16 protein-coding genes, 2 pseudogenes and 1 riboswitch are annotated in these 20530 nt (G+C 48.0%); of the genes and pseudogenes, 15 read left to right on the top strand and 3 right to left on the bottom strand.

The window, feature by feature from the left end; genetic code table 11:
• Window positions 1–23: 23 nt before the first annotated feature.
• Entirely contained in the window at window positions 24–491 is a 468-nt protein-coding gene (locus tag BMW41_RS00570) for a hypothetical protein (protein WP_074647796.1), read from the bottom strand.
• Complete coding sequence (locus BMW41_RS14245; protein ID WP_143050772.1) at window positions 488–1066, bottom strand: hypothetical protein; 579 nt, start codon at window positions 1064–1066, stop codon at window positions 488–490. The genes BMW41_RS00570 and BMW41_RS14245 overlap by 4 nt, the downstream gene beginning before the upstream one ends.
• Window positions 1056–1194: riboswitch (molybdenum cofactor riboswitch) on the bottom strand. It overlaps the preceding gene by 11 nt.
• 235 nt (window positions 1195–1429) lie before the next feature.
• Between BMW41_RS14245 and BMW41_RS00575 the strand changes: the two genes are divergently transcribed.
• The 5 genes from BMW41_RS00575 (at window position 1430) to BMW41_RS00595 (ending at window position 7800) form a co-directional block, all read left to right on the top strand.
• Window positions 1430–3013, top strand: a complete 1584-nt coding sequence (locus tag BMW41_RS00575) for an alanine/glycine:cation symporter family protein (protein WP_074647799.1) — start codon at window positions 1430–1432, stop codon at window positions 3011–3013.
• A gap of 241 nt (window positions 3014–3254) precedes the next feature.
• Window positions 3255–3755 (top strand): DUF2798 domain-containing protein, encoded by a 501-nt coding sequence (locus tag BMW41_RS00580; protein ID WP_074647802.1) that lies wholly within the window; start codon window positions 3255–3257, stop codon window positions 3753–3755.
• Window positions 3756–3966: 211 nt separating this feature from the next.
• Window positions 3967–4491 carry a nitroreductase gene (locus BMW41_RS00585; protein WP_074647805.1) on the top strand — a complete coding sequence of 175 codons (525 nt, stop codon included), beginning with the start codon at window positions 3967–3969 and terminating at the stop codon, window positions 4489–4491.
• A 128-nt stretch (window positions 4492–4619) separates the two neighbouring features.
• Window positions 4620–7340, top strand: coding sequence for an AAA domain-containing protein (locus BMW41_RS00590; RefSeq protein ID WP_074647808.1), 2721 nt, complete (start codon window positions 4620–4622; stop codon window positions 7338–7340).
• 49 nt (window positions 7341–7389) lie between these two features.
• Window positions 7390–7800: a peptide deformylase gene (locus tag BMW41_RS00595; protein ID WP_074647811.1), complete on the top strand. Its 411-nt coding sequence runs from the start codon at window positions 7390–7392 to the stop codon at window positions 7798–7800.
• Between the two features lie 23 nt (window positions 7801–7823).
• Here the strand turns inward: BMW41_RS00595 and BMW41_RS00600 are convergent, their stop codons facing one another.
• Window positions 7824–8240 carry a YjdF family protein gene (locus BMW41_RS00600; RefSeq protein WP_074647815.1) on the bottom strand — a complete coding sequence of 139 codons (417 nt, stop codon included), beginning with the start codon at window positions 8238–8240 and terminating at the stop codon, window positions 7824–7826.
• 246 nt (window positions 8241–8486) lie between these two features.
• Here BMW41_RS00600 and BMW41_RS15390 point away from each other — a divergent pair.
• From BMW41_RS15390 to BMW41_RS00655, 10 genes and pseudogenes are all read left to right on the top strand, one after another.
• A pseudogene (locus tag BMW41_RS15390) lies at window positions 8487–9200 on the top strand (DUF5131 family protein); the annotation flags it as partial.
• Window positions 9201–9215: 15 nt separating this feature from the next.
• Window positions 9216–9590, top strand: a complete 375-nt coding sequence (locus BMW41_RS15395; RefSeq protein WP_352397922.1) for a DUF4186 domain-containing protein — start codon at window positions 9216–9218, stop codon at window positions 9588–9590.
• A gap of 60 nt (window positions 9591–9650) precedes the next feature.
• Window positions 9651–9923: a hypothetical protein gene (locus BMW41_RS00610; RefSeq protein ID WP_074647821.1), complete on the top strand. Its 273-nt coding sequence runs from the start codon at window positions 9651–9653 to the stop codon at window positions 9921–9923.
• Window positions 9907–10464: an RtcB family protein gene (locus tag BMW41_RS00615; protein WP_083378701.1), complete on the top strand. Its 558-nt coding sequence runs from the start codon at window positions 9907–9909 to the stop codon at window positions 10462–10464. Before BMW41_RS00610 ends, BMW41_RS00615 begins: the two co-directional genes overlap by 17 nt.
• A 195-nt stretch (window positions 10465–10659) precedes the next feature.
• Window positions 10660–11739, top strand: a complete 1080-nt coding sequence (locus BMW41_RS00620) for a hypothetical protein (RefSeq protein WP_143050773.1) — start codon at window positions 10660–10662, stop codon at window positions 11737–11739.
• A 282-nt stretch (window positions 11740–12021) separates the two neighbouring features.
• Window positions 12022–12468, top strand: a complete 447-nt coding sequence (locus BMW41_RS00630) for a DUF488 domain-containing protein (protein ID WP_242870187.1) — start codon at window positions 12022–12024, stop codon at window positions 12466–12468.
• 163 nt (window positions 12469–12631) lie between these two features.
• Window positions 12632–16129 carry an EAL domain-containing protein gene (locus tag BMW41_RS00635; RefSeq protein ID WP_074647832.1) on the top strand — a complete coding sequence of 1166 codons (3498 nt, stop codon included), beginning with the start codon at window positions 12632–12634 and terminating at the stop codon, window positions 16127–16129.
• A 288-nt stretch (window positions 16130–16417) separates the two neighbouring features.
• Window positions 16418–18724 carry a M15 family metallopeptidase gene (locus BMW41_RS00645; protein ID WP_074647838.1) on the top strand — a complete coding sequence of 769 codons (2307 nt, stop codon included), beginning with the start codon at window positions 16418–16420 and terminating at the stop codon, window positions 18722–18724.
• 22 nt (window positions 18725–18746) lie between these two features.
• A complete protein-coding gene (locus tag BMW41_RS00650; RefSeq protein WP_074647841.1) occupies window positions 18747–20003 on the top strand; it encodes a haloacid dehalogenase-like hydrolase in 1257 nt (418 codons plus the stop codon).
• A 293-nt stretch (window positions 20004–20296) separates the two neighbouring features.
• Window positions 20297–20530 (top strand): annotated as a pseudogene (locus tag BMW41_RS00655) (IS110 family transposase); the annotation flags it as partial.

Genomic DNA, 20530 nt, shown 5'->3' on the forward strand with positions numbered 1-20530 from the left:
ACCCGGAGCGCTGCGCCCGCGATCTATTTCTGCAGCTCTATTCTTGTCACGTCTTTGATCTGCCGTTTGGAGTTTTCGTCTCCGAAGACGATCAAGCGGATTTCCTCATTTCCGTCTTTGGATTTTTGTCGAAGGAGAAAGGCCTTCTGCGGGTCGGATATCTCGTCTGCGGTCACATCCGCAGCGTATTCATCGGACGATACCACGCGGGCCGATGTATACGTCTCCTTCTCAAAGGCAGTCAGTGCGATGACGCCGGAAAGAGTTACACCGGTTTCATCGATGTCTTTTTTCTCGCCCTTGTTGTTCACCGTGGTTCCCTTGACCGATACCGGCGATGCGCGGAACGGATCGACGAGTTCGGTCTTGGCGCCGCAGGTTACGGTGAGCGTTCCCCTCGGGGCATCATTGCGGGAGCGAAGATAAATAAAAGATGCGATTCCGGTCAGAATCAGCAAGAGGATTACGACAGCAATACTTTTCTTTTTCATGAGATCTCCTTTTGGGAAAATGGGTCAGCGGGTTCCGAGGCGCGATGCATAAGGATAACAGGGCGAAGCTTTTCCGACAGCGTCTGCGCCAGAAGTCCGAATACAGAGCCGCTCGCTGCGGCGACCAGAACATAGACGGCAAGAACGAGGCCGTGCAGGCGGAATATCAGGAAATTTGCCGCAAGACAGGCGGCAGCCGAAGACAGGATCGAAGCAGTCAGAATGCCGTGGCGCCGTGATCCGGTGAATTTTTCGGAGAAGTACATCACGGAATCAATGACGATTCCGGGGATAATGTAGCCGATGGGCGCAAGAATTCCCATGCTTCCGGTCATTCCGAAGCACAGAGCCAGAATGCTCTGCAGGACGGACATGATGAGGGCGCAGCTCCGGACAGGAACCAGAGATGCCGCGATAACCAGAAACATGAGGGAAAATCCGGTGGCGATGCCTCCGGGAATGTGAAGAAATTCGGTTATGACATTGGCTGCGGGCGCGATCAGTTTTTTGGCACACAAACCAAGGTCGCAGCACAGCGTCATAAAAATGAGCGTTCTGAGATCAATTTTTTTCATTGTGACTCCTTTTCAATAAGGAAGGCATGTCTGTTTCCATCCATACCCCGGCGGATCGAAATTCGCGTCTTAAAAACCATGAAGAAAGGACTCTTTTTAGGCTTAAAAGCTCGGAGTTTTTTATATAGTGACATTATAGCACACGGTTTTCGAGGGAGACAGCTTCGAAGAGGATTTTTGAAAAAATATAACAGGACTTGACTTAATGTTGTACGATGAAAATGTCGGCAGAATAATCGCCGGACATTTCACGGCGGATTTCGCACATTGTTTGTTCCGTGATGCGGCCGAACACCGGTGCGGTCCGACGTGCATTAGCCCGGACATCTCACGAATGATGGATTTATTATAGGGGGACAGAGTATGGAAACTTTGCTAAATGTGATCTCCGCCGTCTGCGGAAGAATTCAGATCGTATCCGATCTGTTCTGGGATTTTCCCACCAATTTTTCCTGGTATGCGGGGATTCCGGTACTGGGGAATTTTTCTCTGGCGATCATCCTTTTGATCGGCTCGGGAATATACTTTTCGTTCCGGCTTCGGTTTATTCAGATCCGGAAATTTCGCAGAGGGCTGCAGGTATTAAAGAACAGCAAGGCAAAAACGGGAATCTCGCCTCTTGCCGCCTTTTTCCTGTCGACGGCGATGCGTGTCGGCCCGGGCAATATTCTTGGTGTCACGGGAGCGGTGTCGGTCGGCGGTCCGGGCGCGCTTCTTTGGATGTGGATTTCCGCTTTTTTCGGAATGGCTACCGCATTTGTCGAGTCGACGCTGTCACAGATCTTCAAAGAGAGAAAAGATGACGAATACATCGGAGGAATGGCCTTTTACGGCCGGCGTCTTCTGAAGAATTCCGCTCCGGTCGGCGTCGTTTTATCGCTGATGTATATCGTCTATGCACTGTTATGCCTTCCGGCGCAGGGATTCAACTCCGTGTCCGCGATGGGTCAGATCGCTTCCATCTTTGTCGGGACAGAGCTTCCGACCACACACGCCGTATACTGGATCGGTTTTGCAGTCACCGTGATTGCGGCGATTGCCATCTCCTTCGGCGGTACAAAGAAAATCTCCAGAGTGACGGATGTGCTGGTTCCGATCATGGCGATCGTGTATGTCCTGACGGTTCTGATCCTGATTCTGCTGAATGTTACAAGAATTCCGTGGTTTTTTTTCGCGGTATTCACCGAGGCGTTCCGGCCGGAGGCAGTATTCGGCGGAGCTTTCGGAATTGCCCTGATGCAGGGCGTAAAGCGCGGACTGATGTCCAATGAAGCCGGTCAGGGAACCATCACCATGCCGGCGGCGGCCTCCGACGCGGCGCATCCGTGCGATCAGGGCTGCGTTCAGGCCGTCGGTGTATTTCTGGATACCATTGTGATCTGCACGCTGACCGGCTTTGTGGTCATCATGGGCCGGGTATGGCTGACGGATGCCGGCGCGGCATGGTTTGAGATGGGAAAACTTCCGAAATATCTCGCATCCGCGGCAGAGCTTACGCCGGGAACAGGGCTGAATACGGCAGTGACGCTTCTGATCTCTCTCTGCTTTGGTCTGTTTGCGTTTACGTGTCTTCTTGGATTTATCTCCTTTTCCGAGATCTGCGCAAACCGGATCAGCCGTAAGGCGGCATTTATCAATGTGATCCGCGGTCTGGATCTCGTTGTGGTATGTTTCGGAATGCTCACGTCGATTGTGGGAATGGATCTGGGAGCACTGTGGGATCTGTCGGATTTTGCCAACATTCTCATTGCGTACTGTAATATTCCGCTGCTTTATCTCGGTTTCCGGTATGTGAAAAAGGCGCAGGAACACTACGAAAGCGGGCTTGAGACTCCGTTTACTTCGGAAGTGGTCGGCATTCCGGTGACCGTCTGGGATGAGAAGGCGGAGATACGCGGAGACGGTATGAAGGATGCAGAGGACAATCCGAAAGAGATTCAGGACTGAAGGGCGGAAAAGATTCAGAGCTGAGATGCAGAAAAAAATCTGAAAAAGAAATGTCGGGAATGCTGTGTACAAAAATAAAAACAGTATTACACGATTCGTGAAAAACTGTTATAATCTCCTGCATTGCTGTAAATTTGAAATCAGAAGATGAAGGACCGGTATTATTGGAAACGCACATCCATTCGGGTGATAACGAACAACACGCTGAAATCTTCCCGTTTTTTGAAAGGAGAATTTTAACGTGTTACCGCAGAATAAGTTTCAGGATGTTGTCTTTACCCTCTTCATGGCGTTTGTCATGGTATATGCCATGATTCTTTACAATATCGCCCTTAATGTCGGCGGAATGCAGAATTTCGTATTCCTCGCCGCTTTTCATGAGATGCTGATCATGTGGCCGGTTGCCGTTGTGCTGGAACTGCTTTTCGTCGGAAAACTGGCGCAGATCCTGGCATTCCGCTTTGTCACGCCGGGAAAGGATCCGATGATCCTGATCATTCTGGCCATCTCCGCGATGTCCGTATGCCTGATGTGTCCGCTCATGAGTTTGGCTGCGACCATTCTGTTTAAGAATGCGGGCAGCCAGCTTGTCTCAGTCTGGCTCCAGACCACCGCGATGAATTTCCCAGTGGCGCTCTGCTGGCAGATCTTTTTTGCCGGTCCGCTGGTGAGAAATGTGTTCGGATTTTTTGTGCGCGCATTTTCCGGAAAGCGTGCGCAGGGTGCCGGTGAGTCGGTTTAATTTTGGAAAATGCTGATCAGGGAGTTTCTCCTTAGACATCATAAAAAATAAATAAAAATGCTGCTGTGCCGTGCCGGTATGGCGGCATTTTTTGTGGGAAAAATTTGTTCCGCGGCGCGGCCGGAGATCGGGGATATGTTTTGTGGAGGATTCTGTGCTATAGTTTAAAAGGAAAACGGCAAATTCAGGTGTTTGACAGAGAGGTAATGGTATGAACGAAACGCTGAAAGTACTTGAAACCAGAAGAAGCTGCAGAGATTTTAAACCGGATATGATCAGGGACGATGAGCTGAAGGCAATCATCAAGGCAGGTACCTATGCGCCGTCAGGGAAAAACATGCAGAGCGCAGTCATTATCGCTGTTACCGATAAAAAACTCCGCGATGAGATTGCGGAAGAAAACCGGAAGATCGGCGGATGGAAGGAAGGTTTTGACCCGTTCTACGGTGCGCCGGTCATCCTGATCGTTGTCGCGGACAAGTCGTCGCCGAACCACGTTTATGACGGAACACTCGTCATGGGCAATCTCATGAACGCCGCGGAGAGTCTTGGCGTGGCAAGCATCTGGATCAACCGTGCAAAAGAGGAGTTTGAGTCGGATTTCGGAAAGAACATTCTGAAGAGACTCGGCATCGAGGGCGAGTATGAGGGAATCGGCCACTGCGCACTCGGCTATGCGGCAAGCCCGGCAAAAGAGGCATCATCGAGAAAAGAGAATTACGTTTACTATATCTGAGATCATATCGGAAAGGAAGACAGTCAGATCCGGCTGTAAGAGATGAGAAACAGAGCATAGTCTGAGCACCGGGGATCTGCGTACGCCCCGGTGTTTTGTATATTTCTTTGACAACATAGAGAGAAGACATGGATAATCGAAAATACATGATCGTCATTAAAGGCGAGATCGTTACAAATTCTGTGGAGAAATGTTTTTTTCATCGTGAAAACCGAAAGTGTGACATCACGTATACCAATGGCCGGACTTATACATATGGGGCAGGAAATGTCATATTTATGACGGAGCCGACGCTGCTTGATCCGAAGAATTATATTGTGAAAACCGCGAATGGAAAAACACTGAACAGAATGGAGTTTATCTATGAATTTCAGTCAGAGAACGAGGTGTTTTGGCATATTGTCTTCGAATCCTGTGAGCTGGATTTTCGAAAAACGGATCTGTTCGTTGAAGAAAACTGTCTGACGAATCCGGTTTCCCATGACACATTTGAATATATACGGGAAGTATCTGCATTAAGTGATCTGAGAAATGATAAAAATGAGAAGATACTGAAAAAACACATGGACTCCATTCAGTTCGTGGATGAATCCACTGCATTGAGCAGATTTCTGAATCCGAAAAGCGGGTTGAGAAAACAGAAAAATGAGAGTGTAATCTTTCCGTTTGGCTGCAATCAAAGCCAGTATCAGGCGGTGAAAAATGCGCTGGAGAACCAGATCAGTGTGATACAGGGACCGCCGGGAACCGGGAAGACGCAGACGATACTGAACATCATTGCCAACTTACTTCTTGAAAAAAAGACCGTGCTGGTCGTGTCAAACAACAATTCTGCGACATCAAACATTTTGGAAAAACTTGCAGATGAAAAATATGGCATGGATTTTCTGGCCGCATCACTTGGAAGCTTTGAGAACAAGAGAAAATTTATTCAAAATCAAACGGGGAAATATCCTGATCTGACAGAATGGGAGAAAAATCAGGAAGATGCGATCGATATTGCTGAGATTGGTGCGATCGAAGAAAAGATTCAGAACGTTTATCGGCTTCAGGAGGAGATTGCCCGTTTAAAAGAACGCAAATATGAAATTGAGATTGAGTATAGACATTTTGCGGAGTACGCGAAAGCTTCCGATCGAAAATACGAATTAAAACATTTTCGAAAAGATGAGTCAGCGGACAGAATCATGCGCTTGTGGCAGCTGCTTCAGATGAGAGCGGATCAGAATAAATCTTTGTCCGTATGGCTCATAATACGATGTGTTGTTGGGGCTGGAATATATGACTGGGAATTTTACCGGCGCGGTTTGACTTTTATGATCTCGGTTCTGCAGGATAAATACTACCGGCAGAGTTTGAGGGAACTTGACGAGGAGTTATCTTCGAAAGAGAAACAGCTGAGGGAAGAGAAAAAAGACTACAGTGAACAGTTGGAAAGAAAATCGCTGATGTTTATCAGACAGATTCTGGCTTCGCGAATCAACTGGAGAGTAGACCGCAGAGTTTTTACGGAAGAAGATCTGTATTATAATGCGGAGGAAGTTCTGAGGGCTTATCCGATTGTGCTGAGTACGACATTTTCGGCGAGAACAAGCCTGAATGCCGATAAGGTAATGTATGATTATCTCATTATGGACGAGGCATCGCAGGTAGATATTGCTACCGGTGTGCTGGCACTTTCCTGCGCAAAAAATGCGGTGATTGTCGGGGATCTAAAACAATTGCCGAATGTTGTGGATGAGGATACCAAGAGGAGAGCAGAACTGATTCGGGAGAAATATGCGATTCACAAGGCATATGATTTTGCCGAAAAGAGTTTTCTCCAATCTGTGATCGAAGCGATTCCGAAGGCACCGCAGGTTCTTTTGAAAGAGCATTATCGGTGCCATCCACGAATCATTTCCTTTTGTAATCAGAAGTTTTACAACAATGAACTTGTTGTAATGACCGAAGACGATAACCTGAATCGCTCCATCAAAGTCATCAAGACGCCGGAAGGAAATCATCGCCGCGGGAATTACAGTCAGTGTCAGATTGATATTATCAAAAAAGAAATCCTTCCCGAGATCGATGTCCCGATGGATAAGATCGGCATTATCGCTCCGTATAATGAACAGGTCAATGAGATCAGAAAGCAGATTCCGGGAATTGATGCGGCGACGGTTCATCAGTTTCAGGGACGTGAGAAAGACGTTATCATTCTTTCTACGGTAGATGATCAGATCAAAGACTTTACGGATGATCCGTTTCTTCTCAATGTTGCAGTTTCAAGAGCAAAGAAGCGGCTGATCGTTATTGTCTCGGGAAATGAGCAGGAGAGGCAGGGAAATATTTCGGATTTGGTTTCCTACATTCAGTATAATAGAATGGAGGTCGTAAACAGCCGGCTCTTTTCGATTTTTTACTATCTGTATTCTCAGTACACACGAAAAAGGTTTGAGTTTCTGAAAGGTCATTCCAAAGTGTCAGGGTATGAATCGGAAAATCTGACATATGCACTGATCGACAAAATACTGAAGGAGTATCCAATGTATGCGGTGACCTGCTTTATTCCTCTGTCCATGATACTGAAAGATCAGAGCAGGTTAAGTGATGAGGAAAAGCGATATGTGATGAATCCAGGGACACATCTCGATTTTGTGATTTTTCATAAAATGAGCAGACAGCCGGTTCTCGCGATTGAAACGGATGGATATGGCTATCACAAGGAGGGGACGGCGCAGTCTGAGAGGGATTTAAAGAAGAACCACATTTTGGAAATGTACGGGCTGAAGCTTCTTCGGCTCAGTACGAATGGAAGCCAGGAAAAAGAACGAATTATATCGGAACTGGATAAAACAAAGCAATAATTACGAAAATTGCTTTTTATTGAGAGAGCATCTCAAGGAAAGGAGAATCATGGTAAGACCAATTGTGAGAGATCCGATTTTTCTGCAGCAGAAATCGGAGCCGGCGACGAAGTCGGATCAGCAGATTATCGTTGATCTGCTGGACACCTTGAAAGCACATCTGGATCGCTGTGTGGGTATGGCGGCCAATATGATCGGGGAAAAGAAAAGGATCATTGCCTTTGAGAACGGCCCATTCCTGATGGTGATGGTCAATCCGGTCATTACAAGCAGGACCGGAGAGTATCAGGCGGAAGAAGGGTGCCTTTCTCTGGATGGGGTTCGATCATGCACGAGGTATCAGGAAATCGAAGTGGATTTTCTGGATCAGAATTTCCAGAAGAAGCATGGGAAATTCAGCGGATACACGGCGCAGATCATTCAGCATGAGATCCAGCATTTCAGCGGAGAGCTGATCTGAGGCAACACAAAGCACCGGAGGCCTCATCGGCCCCGGTGCTTTGCCCGTTTCTTTTGCTGTTTCAGATCAAACAACCGCTCTTGTTCTGCGAGCTTCTGCGTTTTGCATTTTGCTCTGCGGTCCAGTTTATTCTGCTCCTGCTGCATTTTCAAAGCCTGCTGGGCTTTGGTTCCGATTCCGTAGGTTTCGAGATGGCGATGTGCTTCGCGCTGTCGGCGTTTCGGATTTACGGTCTTTTCTTTTGCGGCAGCTGCCACAGCGGGACTGAAGCTCAGATGATCGTATTCCCGGAGAATAAAATCGCGGATTTCCCAGTCCTTGGGTTCTGCTCCGAAAGTGACTTTGCAGGCAGACAGATGTCCCTCCTGCTCAAGTTCAAAGATTCCAACCCAAAAAGGTTCCTCAAAGAATACGGTCAGCCGTTCGCTGCATTTGTCCATGACAATCCCTCCTTTGGATAGTGCATGAACAAAGAACGGACAACCCGGAGGGGCAGGTTACTTACCACAGAGAATTCTGTGACGGCCGGGCTACCTACCGGCTCTGGCATGACAGTCGCATGCGTTGCGTTTTTATCTTTGTTTTGTTGATGACTGATTCGGCAATAGCGTCCAATCAGCCGATGACAATATTACTATAGGCGAAATCGGCCCGTAGATGCAAGAACAATTTGACGGGAGAAGAATATGACAATTTGGAATCCATGGCACGGGTGTAAGAAGATCAGCCCGGGATGTGCCAACTGTTATGTATACAGACGGGACGAAAGCATCGGAAAAGATGCCGGCATCGTGACGAAAACCGGAGACTATAATCTGCCGGTCAAAAAGAACCGTCAGGGCGGTTACAAACTGACCGCCGGTGACGGAATTGTCTATACCTGCATGACCTCGGATTTCTTTTTGGATGAAGCAGATGACTGGCGGATGGAGTGCTGGGATATGATCAGGGAGCGGAAGGATCTGAGTTTCTATATCATCACCAAGCGGATAGACCGTTTTGCGCAATGCATTCCCCCCGACTGGGGTGACGGCTGGGAGCATGTGACGATTTGCAGTACCTGTGAAAACCAGGATAGAACCGATTACCGGCTTCCCATTCTACTCCGGCTTCCCTTGAAACATCGGGAAGTGATCTCCGAGCCGATGCTTGGCGAGATCAGGATGGAACAATATCTCGCGACCGGACAGATTGAACATGTCACCTGCGGCGGAGAATCGGGGCCGAATGCAAGACCCTGTGATTTTCACTGGATTCAGGAAGTGCGAAGGGAGTGCATCCGCTGCGGAGTTCCGTTTACATTTAAACAGACCGGAGCGTTATTCCTGAAAGATGGGAAAACCTACCATATCGAACGCCGGGATCAGATGGAACAGGCGAGGAAATCCGGTTACAGCTATTATCCGGGTGCGGGTTTGGCGGAAAAGATCTCGTATCGTCTTCCGGAGAAATCGGATCTTTGGGAGCACCTTGGACGGTCCGCATTTCGAAGCCGGTTCCGGCTGACGGCAAAAGACCGGGAATATATCAGAGATAAAGGCTGGGATACGATCCGGCGACATGCGGAGGACTTTGTGGCAAAGCGGCTTGCGCCGGAAGCACCGGATCATGACGGCAAACAGACGCCGATGAAAGGTCATCCGGTGTTTCTGGCCCAGCATGCGACCGGATGCTGCTGCCGGACATGTCTTGAGAAATGGCACCATATTCCGGCCGGAAAAACTCTTAACTCTGCGGAACAGGAATATGTGGTCAATGTCCTCATGGAGTGGATCAGAAGACAGATTTGACAGGTGAATGTGCTTTAATTATATAAAGACAATCTTTAATTCAGAAGGAAGGTGAAGAAGATGATGTATCCTTTTATGACGTTGAATGATGATACTGAAATCACGCATTCCGAAATGAAGGCGGATGGAAGTGTAAAGGTCTATATAGAAACACCGGACTTAAAAGACGGATTTCACAGTGCGGTCTGCTGGCTGCCACAGTACAGATGGGAAAATATTCATGGTTATAATCAGGCGGAAATGGCGTTCTTCAAGAAGCTAATCAGAGATAATGCGCATGTGATCATAGAATTCTCACAGGACGGAGGCGTATTAAATGCCGCAAATTCTTAGGATTGGGCCCTATATTGTGTATTTCTGGTCGAATGAGAATAATCCGCTGGAGCCTGTGCATGTACATATCGCAGAAGGAAAAGCCACAGCAAATGCGACGAAATTGTGGATAACCAGTACTGGGAAAGTAATTCTTTGCAATAACAACTCAAAAATATCGGAAAAGATTCTGCGGAAAGGGTCAATCGCCGCTCATAAAGGAGAAAAGGTGCTGATTCCGATCAATATGAGGGATGGAAGTATTCTGGCAGTTGGAAAAGGCAACCCAGAGTGGAATTATTCCGCTCCGCATGGTGCAGGACGAGTGATGTCCAGAAAGCAGGCGATCCGTTCTCTTTCAATGGAGGACTATCGCAAGGCTATGGAAGGAATATATACAACGTCGGTAAATGAAGGAACTTTAGACGAAGCGCCGATGGCATACAAATCCATGGGGGAAATACTGGATGCTGTCAAAGAGTCGGTAGAGATTATCGATATTCTGAAGCCAAAATATAATTTCAAGGCTTCCGAAGACGAGAATCCTTTCTGGAAACATTAATGCTTATAAATACAAGTATTATATTTGTTATTGTTTTTGAATTATAATATGAACAAGGATCATATAATCTGAGATAGAAAAGAGTTATACTCAATATTGTTTGCGATATGGGGTGAATTGTTCGAAGAGTATAATAAAGAGTTTGGATAATCAAAAGAATTTGCAGATGAAGTTCATACTAAGGAAGTTGAGAATATGAAAAAAGATTATGTTTCAATTATGCGAGCAGGAATTATAATGAGCGGTTTGTTGATCGCTGCTTTTTTCATAAAGGGGGTATTAGATGTCGAATTAGGGTATTCTGATGAAAAAGCGGCAATTGATACTGAATCATCTTCCAATGTGTTTAATTCAAATGGTTTGATAGAAGCGAGTGTTGACTCACCACAAAATGAAGATATATCTATTCCATTTTGTGATGAAAGATTTTATTTGAGTAATTTAAATGAAAAACTCAAAGAGGATGCACAGGCTGTATATATAGGTTTTTCTAATTGCGATACAACAATACAATTACCGAATGAAGCAAGTTGGGAAGACGCTAATCTTTTGCTTGAAGTTATGAAATATGATTGCCCAGAATTATTTCATGTATCATTTGATCAGTGTAAGGCACTTTCAAAAGGAGAGAATAGGGTAGTAGCTTTGAACGTGGAATATTCCATGACTAAGGATGAATATGAAAATGCTTTAAATCAGTGTAATGAAAAGATTGATCGGATGGTAAGTTTGACAAAAAAATATAACGAAGACGGAAAAGAGGAATACGTTTATGAGCAGTTGACTGATACGGTTAATTATAATACAGAAATGAAACAAAGTGGAACTGCCTATGGAGCATTGATCAATAAGGAAGCAAAATGCGATGGCATCAGTTTGGCAGCCAAATGGATATTTGAAAAAATGAATATGCCAACAATTGTGATATGCGGGAGTGAGACGGGAAAACCATATGGCCATGCATGGAATTGTGTAAAAATAAATGGTGATTATTATGATTTGGATCTAACAAATGATTTGAGAAACAATGATAGGTCTGAAAAACTATACAGTGCATATAATGTTAAGCGATCGTGGCTTAGCGATAATTATCCTATTTTGCCGAGCATTGTTCAGAATTTTGATCTTCCGGAAGCTTCTTCTATGAAGAAGAACTATTATGTTCGCCATGGAGCATTCATCAAATCAGGGGAGTATTTACGAACATTAGATTTGATTATAGTAAGTATTCATGTCAAAAATGATGTGATAAGCGGGAGATTAGTCTGTTTTTGAGAAAACAGCAATTCGGTATCCCCGGATACGGATTTTTCCAAAACAAATCATTAGGATGAAAGTATTCATGTTTGGAAAAAAGGGAGGTATCGAACCCATGATTCAGAAGTATTGTCCGGAGGCCTGTCCGTGTAAAAACACAGGATGTGACCTGTACCGAAACTGTGAGGAGTGCGTAAAACGGCATCACGCATCCGAAAAATACCCGCTGACTGCCTGTGAGATTTGCGAAAAAGAAGGCTGGGATCAGGCAGATCCGGTAGCGTATTTTAGGGGGCGGTTATGAATTCGCAGGCTGTCATGTCCGCTGGGGAAGGTTCGGGGGCGAAGACGGTTATGAGTCGTCCGTCAGTCATGAACCATGAGATCAGAATCATGCGGGTTTACGAGGTGACGCCGGAGATGGAAGGATACCGGATTCTGGTGGACCGCCTGTGGCCGAGGGGATTAAAGAAAGAACGGATCACGCCCTTTGACTGGGCTCAGACTGCGGCGCCGTCCAAGGCGCTTCGGAAATGGTTCAGTCATGATCCGCAGCGGTTCGCAGCGTTTGCGGAACGCTACCGGGAAGAACTGAATTTCAACCGGAACATGCCGGAACTGGCTGAAAAAATCAAAGAGATTCTTGCAGATCAGGATGTGTTTCTTCTGTATTCTGCCAAAAACCGGGAGGAGAATCAGGCGGTAATCCTGAAAGAATGGCTGGAGCGGATGGTGCGGACAAAATAACGCAGAAAAATCAAAAAAATATCTGAAATATGCGTATCTGCTGTATTGTTTGCATGGTAAAATACAATATAGCAGATATTTTGCGCGATAGGGCTTGCGATTGCGCAAAAGTTCCACAGAATCAATTCTATGAGTGCGCTTTTCAGCAGCGGGGGAGGTTCTTTTGGGTAAGTTCAGATACAGTGAGGAAGAATTTGCTTTTCTGGAGAAAAGCGATGTTCCCTATGCGATATACCAGTTTATCAATAAAAGAGTAATCACGGTCGTTCTGTCGCAGGGATTCATCGATCTGTTCGGTTATTCCGACATGGACCGAAGGGATGTCTATGATCTGATGGATAACAATATGTATCGCGATACGCATCCGGATGACATGGCAGCGCTCGGCAATGCGGCTTACCGTTTCGCCACAGAGGGGGAAAATTACGATGTCATCTACCGAAGCATGCGTGATGGACAGTACCGGATCATCCATGCCTATGGAAGACATATTTTCAAGGAAAATGGAGTCCGGCTTGCCTTTGTCTGGTATACCGATCAGGGAGAGTATGTGGACAATGCGGTGAGAATCCGGAACAAAGAGGACAGGGTTCAGGATATTCTGGCGGATCAGCTGAAGGAGAGAAGCTGTACCAATCGGATGGAACATGATTATCTCACCGGTCTTCCGACGATGACGTATTTCTTTGATCTGGCGGAAGCGGGATGCCGTGAGATCCGGGAGAAAGGAAAGGTTCCCGCAATTCTCTACATGGATTTTGTCGGGATGAAGGCCTTCAACCAGAAATTCGGAATGGAAGGCGGAGACCGTTTTCTGAAGATTTTTTCCGATCGGATCATTGAGCTGTTCAGCCATGAAAACTGCAGCCGTTTCAGTGCGGATCATTTTTGTGTATTTACGGACGCGGAAAATGCGAAGGAGAAGGCAGAGATCCTGATTGCGGAGAACGAGGAAAAGGAGAAAGGCAGATATATGCCGCTCCGGATCGGTATCTTTACCTACGAAGATGAGTCGATCAGCATCAGCGGAGCCTGCGACCGTGCGAAGATTGCCTGTGATTCCAGACGGCACAATTACAAATCAATGATCTATCCGTTCGACAGAGGCATGCTGACGGAGATTGAAAAGAAGCAGTATATTATCGAGAATCTCGACCGGGTCATCCGGGAACACCAGATCGAAGTCTATTATCAGCCGATCATCCGCACTGCAAACGGAAAGGTCTGCTGTGAGGAGACACTTTCCCGATGGAACGATCCGGAAAAAGGCTGTCTGAGTCCGGAGATTTTTATTCCGACTCTGGAGGAGACCAACAGCAGCTACAAGCTTGACCTGTATGTACTGGAAAATGTTCTTCAAAAATTAAAAGTTCAGGCAGACAACGGGCTTTTCATCGTACCGCAGTCCATTAACCTGTCCCGGTCGGATTTCTATTCCTGTGATATTGTGGAAGAGATCCGAAGACGAGTGGATGAAGCCGGAATTGAGAGAAATAAGATCGTGATCGAGATCACGGAAAGCGCGCTTGTCGATGACGTTGAGTACATGACACGGGAGATCAAGAGGTTTAAGAATCTTGGTTTTACGGTCTGGATGGACGATTACGGAAGCGGATATTCTTCACCGGCGCTTCTTCAGGAGATACCGTTTGATCTGATCAAGATCGATATGCTGTTTGTGCGGCAGCTGGAAGAAGAGGAGCGGTCGAGGATTATTGTTACGGAGATTGCCCGGATGGCGATGGCACTTGGAATGGATACCATCGCGGAGGGTGTTGAGACCAAGGCACAGGCTGACTTCCTGAAGGATATCGGTTGTACGATGCTGCAGGGATACTATTTCTGCAGGCCGGTTTCTCTGGAACAGCTTTTGGAACGCTATCGTACGAATCAGCAGATCGGCTTTGAAAACCCGGCGGAGGCCGGGTACTATGCCCAGCTTGGAAGGATTAACCTGTACAATCTTTCGATGGAGGATTCGGAAGATGAGTCTCTGAAGAATTATTTTGACACTTGGCCGATGATCATCGTGGAGTGCAAGGATGATCATTTGTCTGTGGTGCGGTGCAACGAGACATTTAAAGGATTTATCCGTAAAAACTTCCCGACATCTTACGGGAAAACCGATTTTGAAGTTCATGATTATCTCAACCGGGCCGGAACGTATTCTCTGAATGCTGTCATCCGCTGCGCAAAAGACGGAGTACGTGCGATTATCGATGACCGCACGCCTGACGGAAAGACTATTCAGCTTTTGATCCGGAGAGCGGCCATCAACCCGGTTACCGGCGTAACGGCGGTGATTGTCGTTGTTCTCTCGGCGACGGAAGGCACGGAAGAAAAGAACGCTCTGACGTATAACTATATTGCGAGAGCATTGTCGGAAGATTATATTTTCCTGTATTTCATCAATCTGGATACCGGGGAATTCACGGAGTACTCACCGAACGGAGCAAACCGTGATGTTTCAATCGAGCGTCGGGGGAAAGACTTCTTCAAGGAGAGCTATGAAGTGGCAAAGAACATGATCTATAAAGAGGATCTGGAGACTTTCCTTCAGGAGTTCACCAGGGAGAAGATTGAGCATGGACTCCGGGAGAACGGTTCTTTCACGCTGACGTACCGGAACATGATGGATGGAAAACCGGTCTATGTCAACATGAAGATTGTCAAGACAAGAGGTTACGGGAACAATGTGATTCTCGGTATCAATAATGTTGACGCGCAGATGCGGCAGCAGCAGGCGCTGGAGCGGATTCGGGAGGAAAAAATGTCCTTCGCCAGAATTGCGGCGCTGTCCGGTGAGATTATGGCAATCTATTCCGTTGATCCGAAGACGGATTCCTATCTGCAGTTTGATTCCAGTGAGGAATATGATACCGTAGGAATTGTTACACAGGGAGAGGATTTTTACGGGCAGACCAGGATTAACGGGCAGAACGTGATTTTCCCGGACGATCAGGAGGTGTTCTTTGAGCGGTTTACCAAAGAAAACATCCTGCGTGACATCCGGGCAAACGGTATGTTTACGATCAGTTACCGTCTGATGATTCAGGGAAGGCCGCTGCATATGCTGCTCAAGGCGATCCTTCTCCATGAAAACGGGGAGGATAAGATCATTATCGGCGTCATCAATGTGGACGACGAGGTTCGCCGGAAGGAAGAATATGCGATGAAGCTCTCGGCGATGAAGGCCGAGGCGAACAAGGATGAACTGACCGGAGTAAAGCGCAAGATTGCGTACCAGAATCTGGAGGCGCAGCTGAACCGTCAGATCGAAGAGGAGAATGATCTGAAATTTGCGGTGGTGGTCTTTGATATCAATGAACTGAAGCGGATCAATGACACGCTGGGACACCAGGCAGGTGACCGCTATATCATGGACGGCTGCGAGATGATCTGCCGGACATTCAAGAGAAGTCCGGTCTTCCGGATGGGCGGCGACGAGTTTGCGGTGGTCGCGCAGGGAGAGGATTACGACAATATCGACATATTGATGGGCATGATCGCGAAGCTGAATCATGAGCATCATTTGGAGAACCAGGTGGTGGTGGCAGCCGGAATGGCAAGACATCAGCCGGGGGAGAATGTCGCGGATGTATTCCGGAAAGCAGACCGGAGAATGTATGAGAACAAGCGAGCGCTGAAGAGTGAGATGTGACCTCGGAATATGTAAACAGAACGGAACGACAAAAGATGGGCCAACAGAAAGACGGAATGGCGGAACGACAGGCCAACAGAATGACAGAACGGCGGACGGAAAGAATGCCGGAATGAGAGAAGAAGCGGAGATTCCCGGCGGGGGATTTCCGCTTCTTTTTTTGGCGAATAAAGTATACTATTGATGGCTGAAATATAATATAATTAAAATATAAATTCAGATAATTACTGGTTAAGATCGAAATAGACAGTAATGGACTGAAGATAAAAGATGGGGAGGTAACGCAGGATGAGAAAAAAATGGAAAAGTATTGCGGCGGTTCTGATGGCGGCAGCGCTTGCGGCCATGAGCGCGTGCGGTCAGACGGGGAACAGCGCGTCTGCCACAACATCCGCAGTGGAGGAGAAAAAAGACGCCGGCGGCGACATGTTTGTGACATCTCAGGGGGAGACGGATTCCCCGGACTGGGTGAAAAATCTGGATGAGGCCAAAGAAAAGGATGCCACACAGCTCTTTATCGTGGCGGGGATGGGTGTGAACAAGACGACCGCGGCCATTTCCATGCACGAAAAGAATGAAAACGGCGAATGGAAACAGATTCTCTCGACGCCGGGCTTTGTCGGACGCAATGGCCTCTGCCCGGACAAAGAGCACATGGAGGGCTGCGGACAGACGCCGATGGGACGGTATAAATTCAACCGCGCCTTCGGTATCGCCGATGATCCGGGCTGTGCGATTCCTTATCAGAAGGCCGACGATGACACGTACTGGTCCGGAGATATGCGGGACGGCATGAAGTACAACGAGATGGTGGACATCAAGGACTATCCGGATCTGGACAAGGAGAACAGCGAGCATATTGTTGACTATCAGTACCAGTATCAGTATTGCCTGAATATCAGTTTCAATGAGGACGGAACACCGGGCAGAGGATCGGCGATCTTCCTGCACAGCTTCGGACCGGAGAACCCGTATACCGGAGGCTGCGTTGCGGTTCCGGAATACACGATGAAGACCATCATGCAGAGGGTGAAACCGGACTGCACCGTCATCATTGACACCAGAGATCATCTGATGGAAAAATCGGATCCGGAAGTGGCCAAGAGCGATGTGAAACTGTCGGGCGATTCCTCGGATTTCGTGCTTTTGAGCGACGTGATTCCGGATGCGATTCTGGAGATCCGCTATTATTCCACCTATAATTTCATCGGTGACCGGGTCGACGGATACGAGGAGCCGCTGGCTTTCCTGACCAAGGAAGCGGCATTTGCCCTGCGCGAAGTCAGCGATGAGCTGGTAAAGAAGGGCTACCGCCTGAAGATTTATGATGCGTACCGTCCGCAGAAAGCGGTCACGAATTTTGTGAACTGGTCGATGGAGGAAAAAGATACCCGGATGAAGAGCTTCTTCTATCCGGATCTCGATAAGAGTGTGCTGTTCCCGCAGGGATATATCGACAGGCACTCCGGCCACAGCAGAGGAAGCACCGTCGATCTGACGCTCTTTGACATGAAGACCGAGAAGGAAGTCGACATGGGCGGAACCTTTGATTTCTTCGGCGAACTCAGCCACCCGGATTACAAAGAGATCACCGCGAAGCAGTATGAAAACCGCATGATTCTCCGCGAGGCGATGCTGAATCACGGATTTAAGCCGCTTGCGGAAGAGTGGTGGCATTTCACTCTGGAAAATGAGCCATACCCGGATACGTATTTCACGTTCCCGGTATCGAGCGAATCGGTTCCGACCGTCAGCGCTGCCTGGCTGAAGAAGGCGGAGGAAGCGCATCTCAGCGGAACCGGTCCGGAGGAGATCAAAGAAAAGGGTGTTCTGAAAGTCGGAACCACCGGTGATTACAAGCCAATGTCCTACAAAGATGCGAAGACCGGAACGTATTGGGGCATGGATGTGGAACTGATCGAGGATTTTGCAAAAGACCTCGGCGTGAAGATTGAGTATGTGCCGACCACCTGGCCGACGCTGATGGAAGATACACTGGCCGGCAAATTCGATCTGGCCATCTGCGGCATCACCGTGAATGATGCCCGGAAAGAGAAAGCGCTGATGTCGAAGGGATATATCGGAAACGGAAAGACCGTTTTGTGCCGGGCGGAAGACGCGAAAAAATACACCAGCCTTGAGGCGATCAATCAGCCGGGGGTGACTGTGATGGAGAACCCGGGCGGACTGAATGAGAAATTCGCGAAGGAAAACCTTCCGAAGGCAAAACTGATCATCCATGAGGCCAATGAAGAGATTCCGGGACTGATCGCGGAAGGAAAAGCGGATGTCATGATCACGGAGATTATGGAGGCGGGATACTATGTCGGACAGGACAGCCGGCTTGCCGCACCGCTGATCCACAAACCGTTCACCAGGGGGGAGATCGGCGTTCTGCTTCCGAAGGGATATGAGAAACTGGCATATTATGTCAATGAGTTCCTGGATAAGGAGACCAAGAACGGACGAATCGAAGATCTCGCAAACGAGTACATTTACAAGTACATCAACGAGGATTCGAAGAGGGAAACGAGCAGGACGGAGGACCGTGCCGCAGCATCTTCGGAGGCGGCTGAAGTCAAGAAGGCTGCCTGAGTGAGAAAGAAGAGAGGAACCTATGGAAGAACATAAGAACACAAAAACATGGAAGGCCGTCGCGATCGCGGCGATCTGTATTCTCCTGATCGAGAGCTTTTTCCTGATGGGGACAATGAACTGGAAAGCACCGGAGGGAGCGGCGCAGACGGCACAGGTGGAGACGGCGGCTGCCGGAGCGGAGAAGGCCAATGCCGCAGACACGGCAGAGACAGCGGAAGCGGGCGGTGAAAAGACCGCTGCGGCAGAGAACGCGGAATCGGCAGGGAAGCTGACACTCTGGACTGAGAACGCGGAATCGGCAAAGCAGCTGACTGCCTATGTGGAAGCAGTCACGAAAGAGGGCAGCCCGGACTTTATTCCGGTGGAAAACCGGATTGCGGTCTTTGACCTCGACGGCACACTCTGCAGCGAGACGAACCCGATCTATTTTGACCACAGCCTGCTTCTGCAGCGTGTTCTGGAAGATCCGGAGTATAAGGACAAGGCGACGGATACGGAGAAGGATGTTGCGGTACAGATCCTTCAGTGGATTCAGGACGGAAAATACCCGTCCACCATGGACATCGATCACGGGAAAGCGATCGCTTCGTCGTTCTCCGGCATGACGATCCGTGAATTTCTGGATTATGTGAGAAATTACCGGAATCAGCCGGCACCGGGATACAGCGGAATGACCAGAGGCGAGTCCTTCTACCGTCCGATGATGGAAGTTCTGGACTATCTGGAAGCGAACGGCTTCACTTCCTACATTGTCAGCGGAACGGACCGTCTGATTGTCCGTGGACTTGTGGAGGACAATGATCTGATTCACATTCCGGCGGAGCGCGTCATCGGCTCGGATGAGACGCTGGTTGCCCGCGGTCAGGAAGAGAAGGACGGTCTCCACTATGTCTACACCGACAGTGACGATCTGATCCTCGGCGGCGAGTTTATCGTGAAGAACCTGAAGATGAACAAGGTGGCGGTGATCGCGCAGGAGATCGGTAAGCAGCCGGTGCTCTCCTTCGGCAACAGTACCGGTGACTCCAGCATGGCGGAGTACACGATCACAAAGAATCCGTATAAGAGCCTTGCCTTTATGCTCTGCTGCGATGATACGGAGCGGGAGTACGGAAATGTGGAAAAATCGGACAAGATGAGAGCACTCTGTGAAGAGTTCCACTGGATTCCGGTTTCCATGAAAGATGACTGGAAGACCATTTACGGGGAAGGTGTGACCAAGACTCCGGACAAGGGATTCGAGGTGATTGAGGACGAGATCAAGCGGTACAAGTGATCCGCCCGAAACAGGTGACGGGGCCGTTCCTCAGGGGGCGGTCCGTTCATGAGAGAACGGCAGAGGCGCTGCTGTAAAGGGGCGTTGCCGGATAAGAAAAACAGAATAACGTTCAGGTAGCAAAGATGCTGCGGCATCCGGCGGGAAACTGCCGGATGCGCAGCATCTTTTTTTTCATAGCTTCCTGTAACATTTAAAGTGTGAATTTGTAGAAACAGAAAGATACCTCAGTTAAACTGTAATTGCTGACCCTGCATAGTTGGCAATAAACAGAACAAAAGAGGTATCTACAGATGAATTTTACACAAAACAAGAAAATCAGGCAAGTAACAGAAAAGACAATGGTAGTTGGTATTGATGTTGGTAGTGAAAAGCATTATTTTAGAGCTTTTGATTGGAGGGGGATTGAGCTTACAAAAAAACCTTTTTGCTTTGGAAATTCAATAGAGGGATTTAGAACTTTTTATAATGAAATCGGATTATTGATGGATAGATTTCATTTATCCGAAACTCTTGTAGGAATGGAA

The sequence above is a fragment of the [Clostridium] aminophilum genome, assembly GCF_900101295.1.
In the GTDB taxonomy this organism is placed as follows: Bacteria; Bacillota; Clostridia; order Lachnospirales; family Lachnospiraceae; genus Clostridium_R; species Clostridium_R aminophilum_A.

Excerpts from the sequence above, each read along its gene's own strand:
- BMW41_RS00570 (WP_074647796.1), bottom strand. The coding sequence starts at position 491 with ATGAAAAAGAAAAGTATTGCTGTCGTAATCCTCTTGCTGATTCTGACC.
- BMW41_RS14245 (WP_143050772.1), bottom strand. The coding sequence starts at position 1,066 with ATGAAAAAAATTGATCTCAGAACGCTCATTTTTATGACGCTGTGCTGC.
- BMW41_RS00575 (WP_074647799.1), top strand. The coding sequence starts at position 1,430 with ATGGAAACTTTGCTAAATGTGATCTCCGCCGTCTGCGGAAGAATTCAG.
- BMW41_RS00585 (WP_074647805.1), top strand. The coding sequence starts at position 3,967 with ATGAACGAAACGCTGAAAGTACTTGAAACCAGAAGAAGCTGCAGAGAT.
- BMW41_RS00590 (WP_074647808.1), top strand. The coding sequence starts at position 4,620 with ATGGATAATCGAAAATACATGATCGTCATTAAAGGCGAGATCGTTACA.
- BMW41_RS00595 (WP_074647811.1), top strand. The coding sequence starts at position 7,390 with ATGGTAAGACCAATTGTGAGAGATCCGATTTTTCTGCAGCAGAAATCG.
- BMW41_RS00600 (WP_074647815.1), bottom strand. The coding sequence starts at position 8,240 with ATGGACAAATGCAGCGAACGGCTGACCGTATTCTTTGAGGAACCTTTT.
- BMW41_RS00610 (WP_074647821.1), top strand. The coding sequence starts at position 9,651 with ATGATGTATCCTTTTATGACGTTGAATGATGATACTGAAATCACGCAT.
- BMW41_RS00615 (WP_083378701.1), top strand. The coding sequence starts at position 9,907 with ATGCCGCAAATTCTTAGGATTGGGCCCTATATTGTGTATTTCTGGTCG.
- BMW41_RS00620 (WP_143050773.1), top strand. The coding sequence starts at position 10,660 with ATGAAAAAAGATTATGTTTCAATTATGCGAGCAGGAATTATAATGAGC.
- BMW41_RS00630 (WP_242870187.1), top strand. The coding sequence starts at position 12,022 with ATGAATTCGCAGGCTGTCATGTCCGCTGGGGAAGGTTCGGGGGCGAAG.
- BMW41_RS00645 (WP_074647838.1), top strand. The coding sequence starts at position 16,418 with ATGAGAAAAAAATGGAAAAGTATTGCGGCGGTTCTGATGGCGGCAGCG.
- BMW41_RS00650 (WP_074647841.1), top strand. The coding sequence starts at position 18,747 with ATGGAAGAACATAAGAACACAAAAACATGGAAGGCCGTCGCGATCGCG.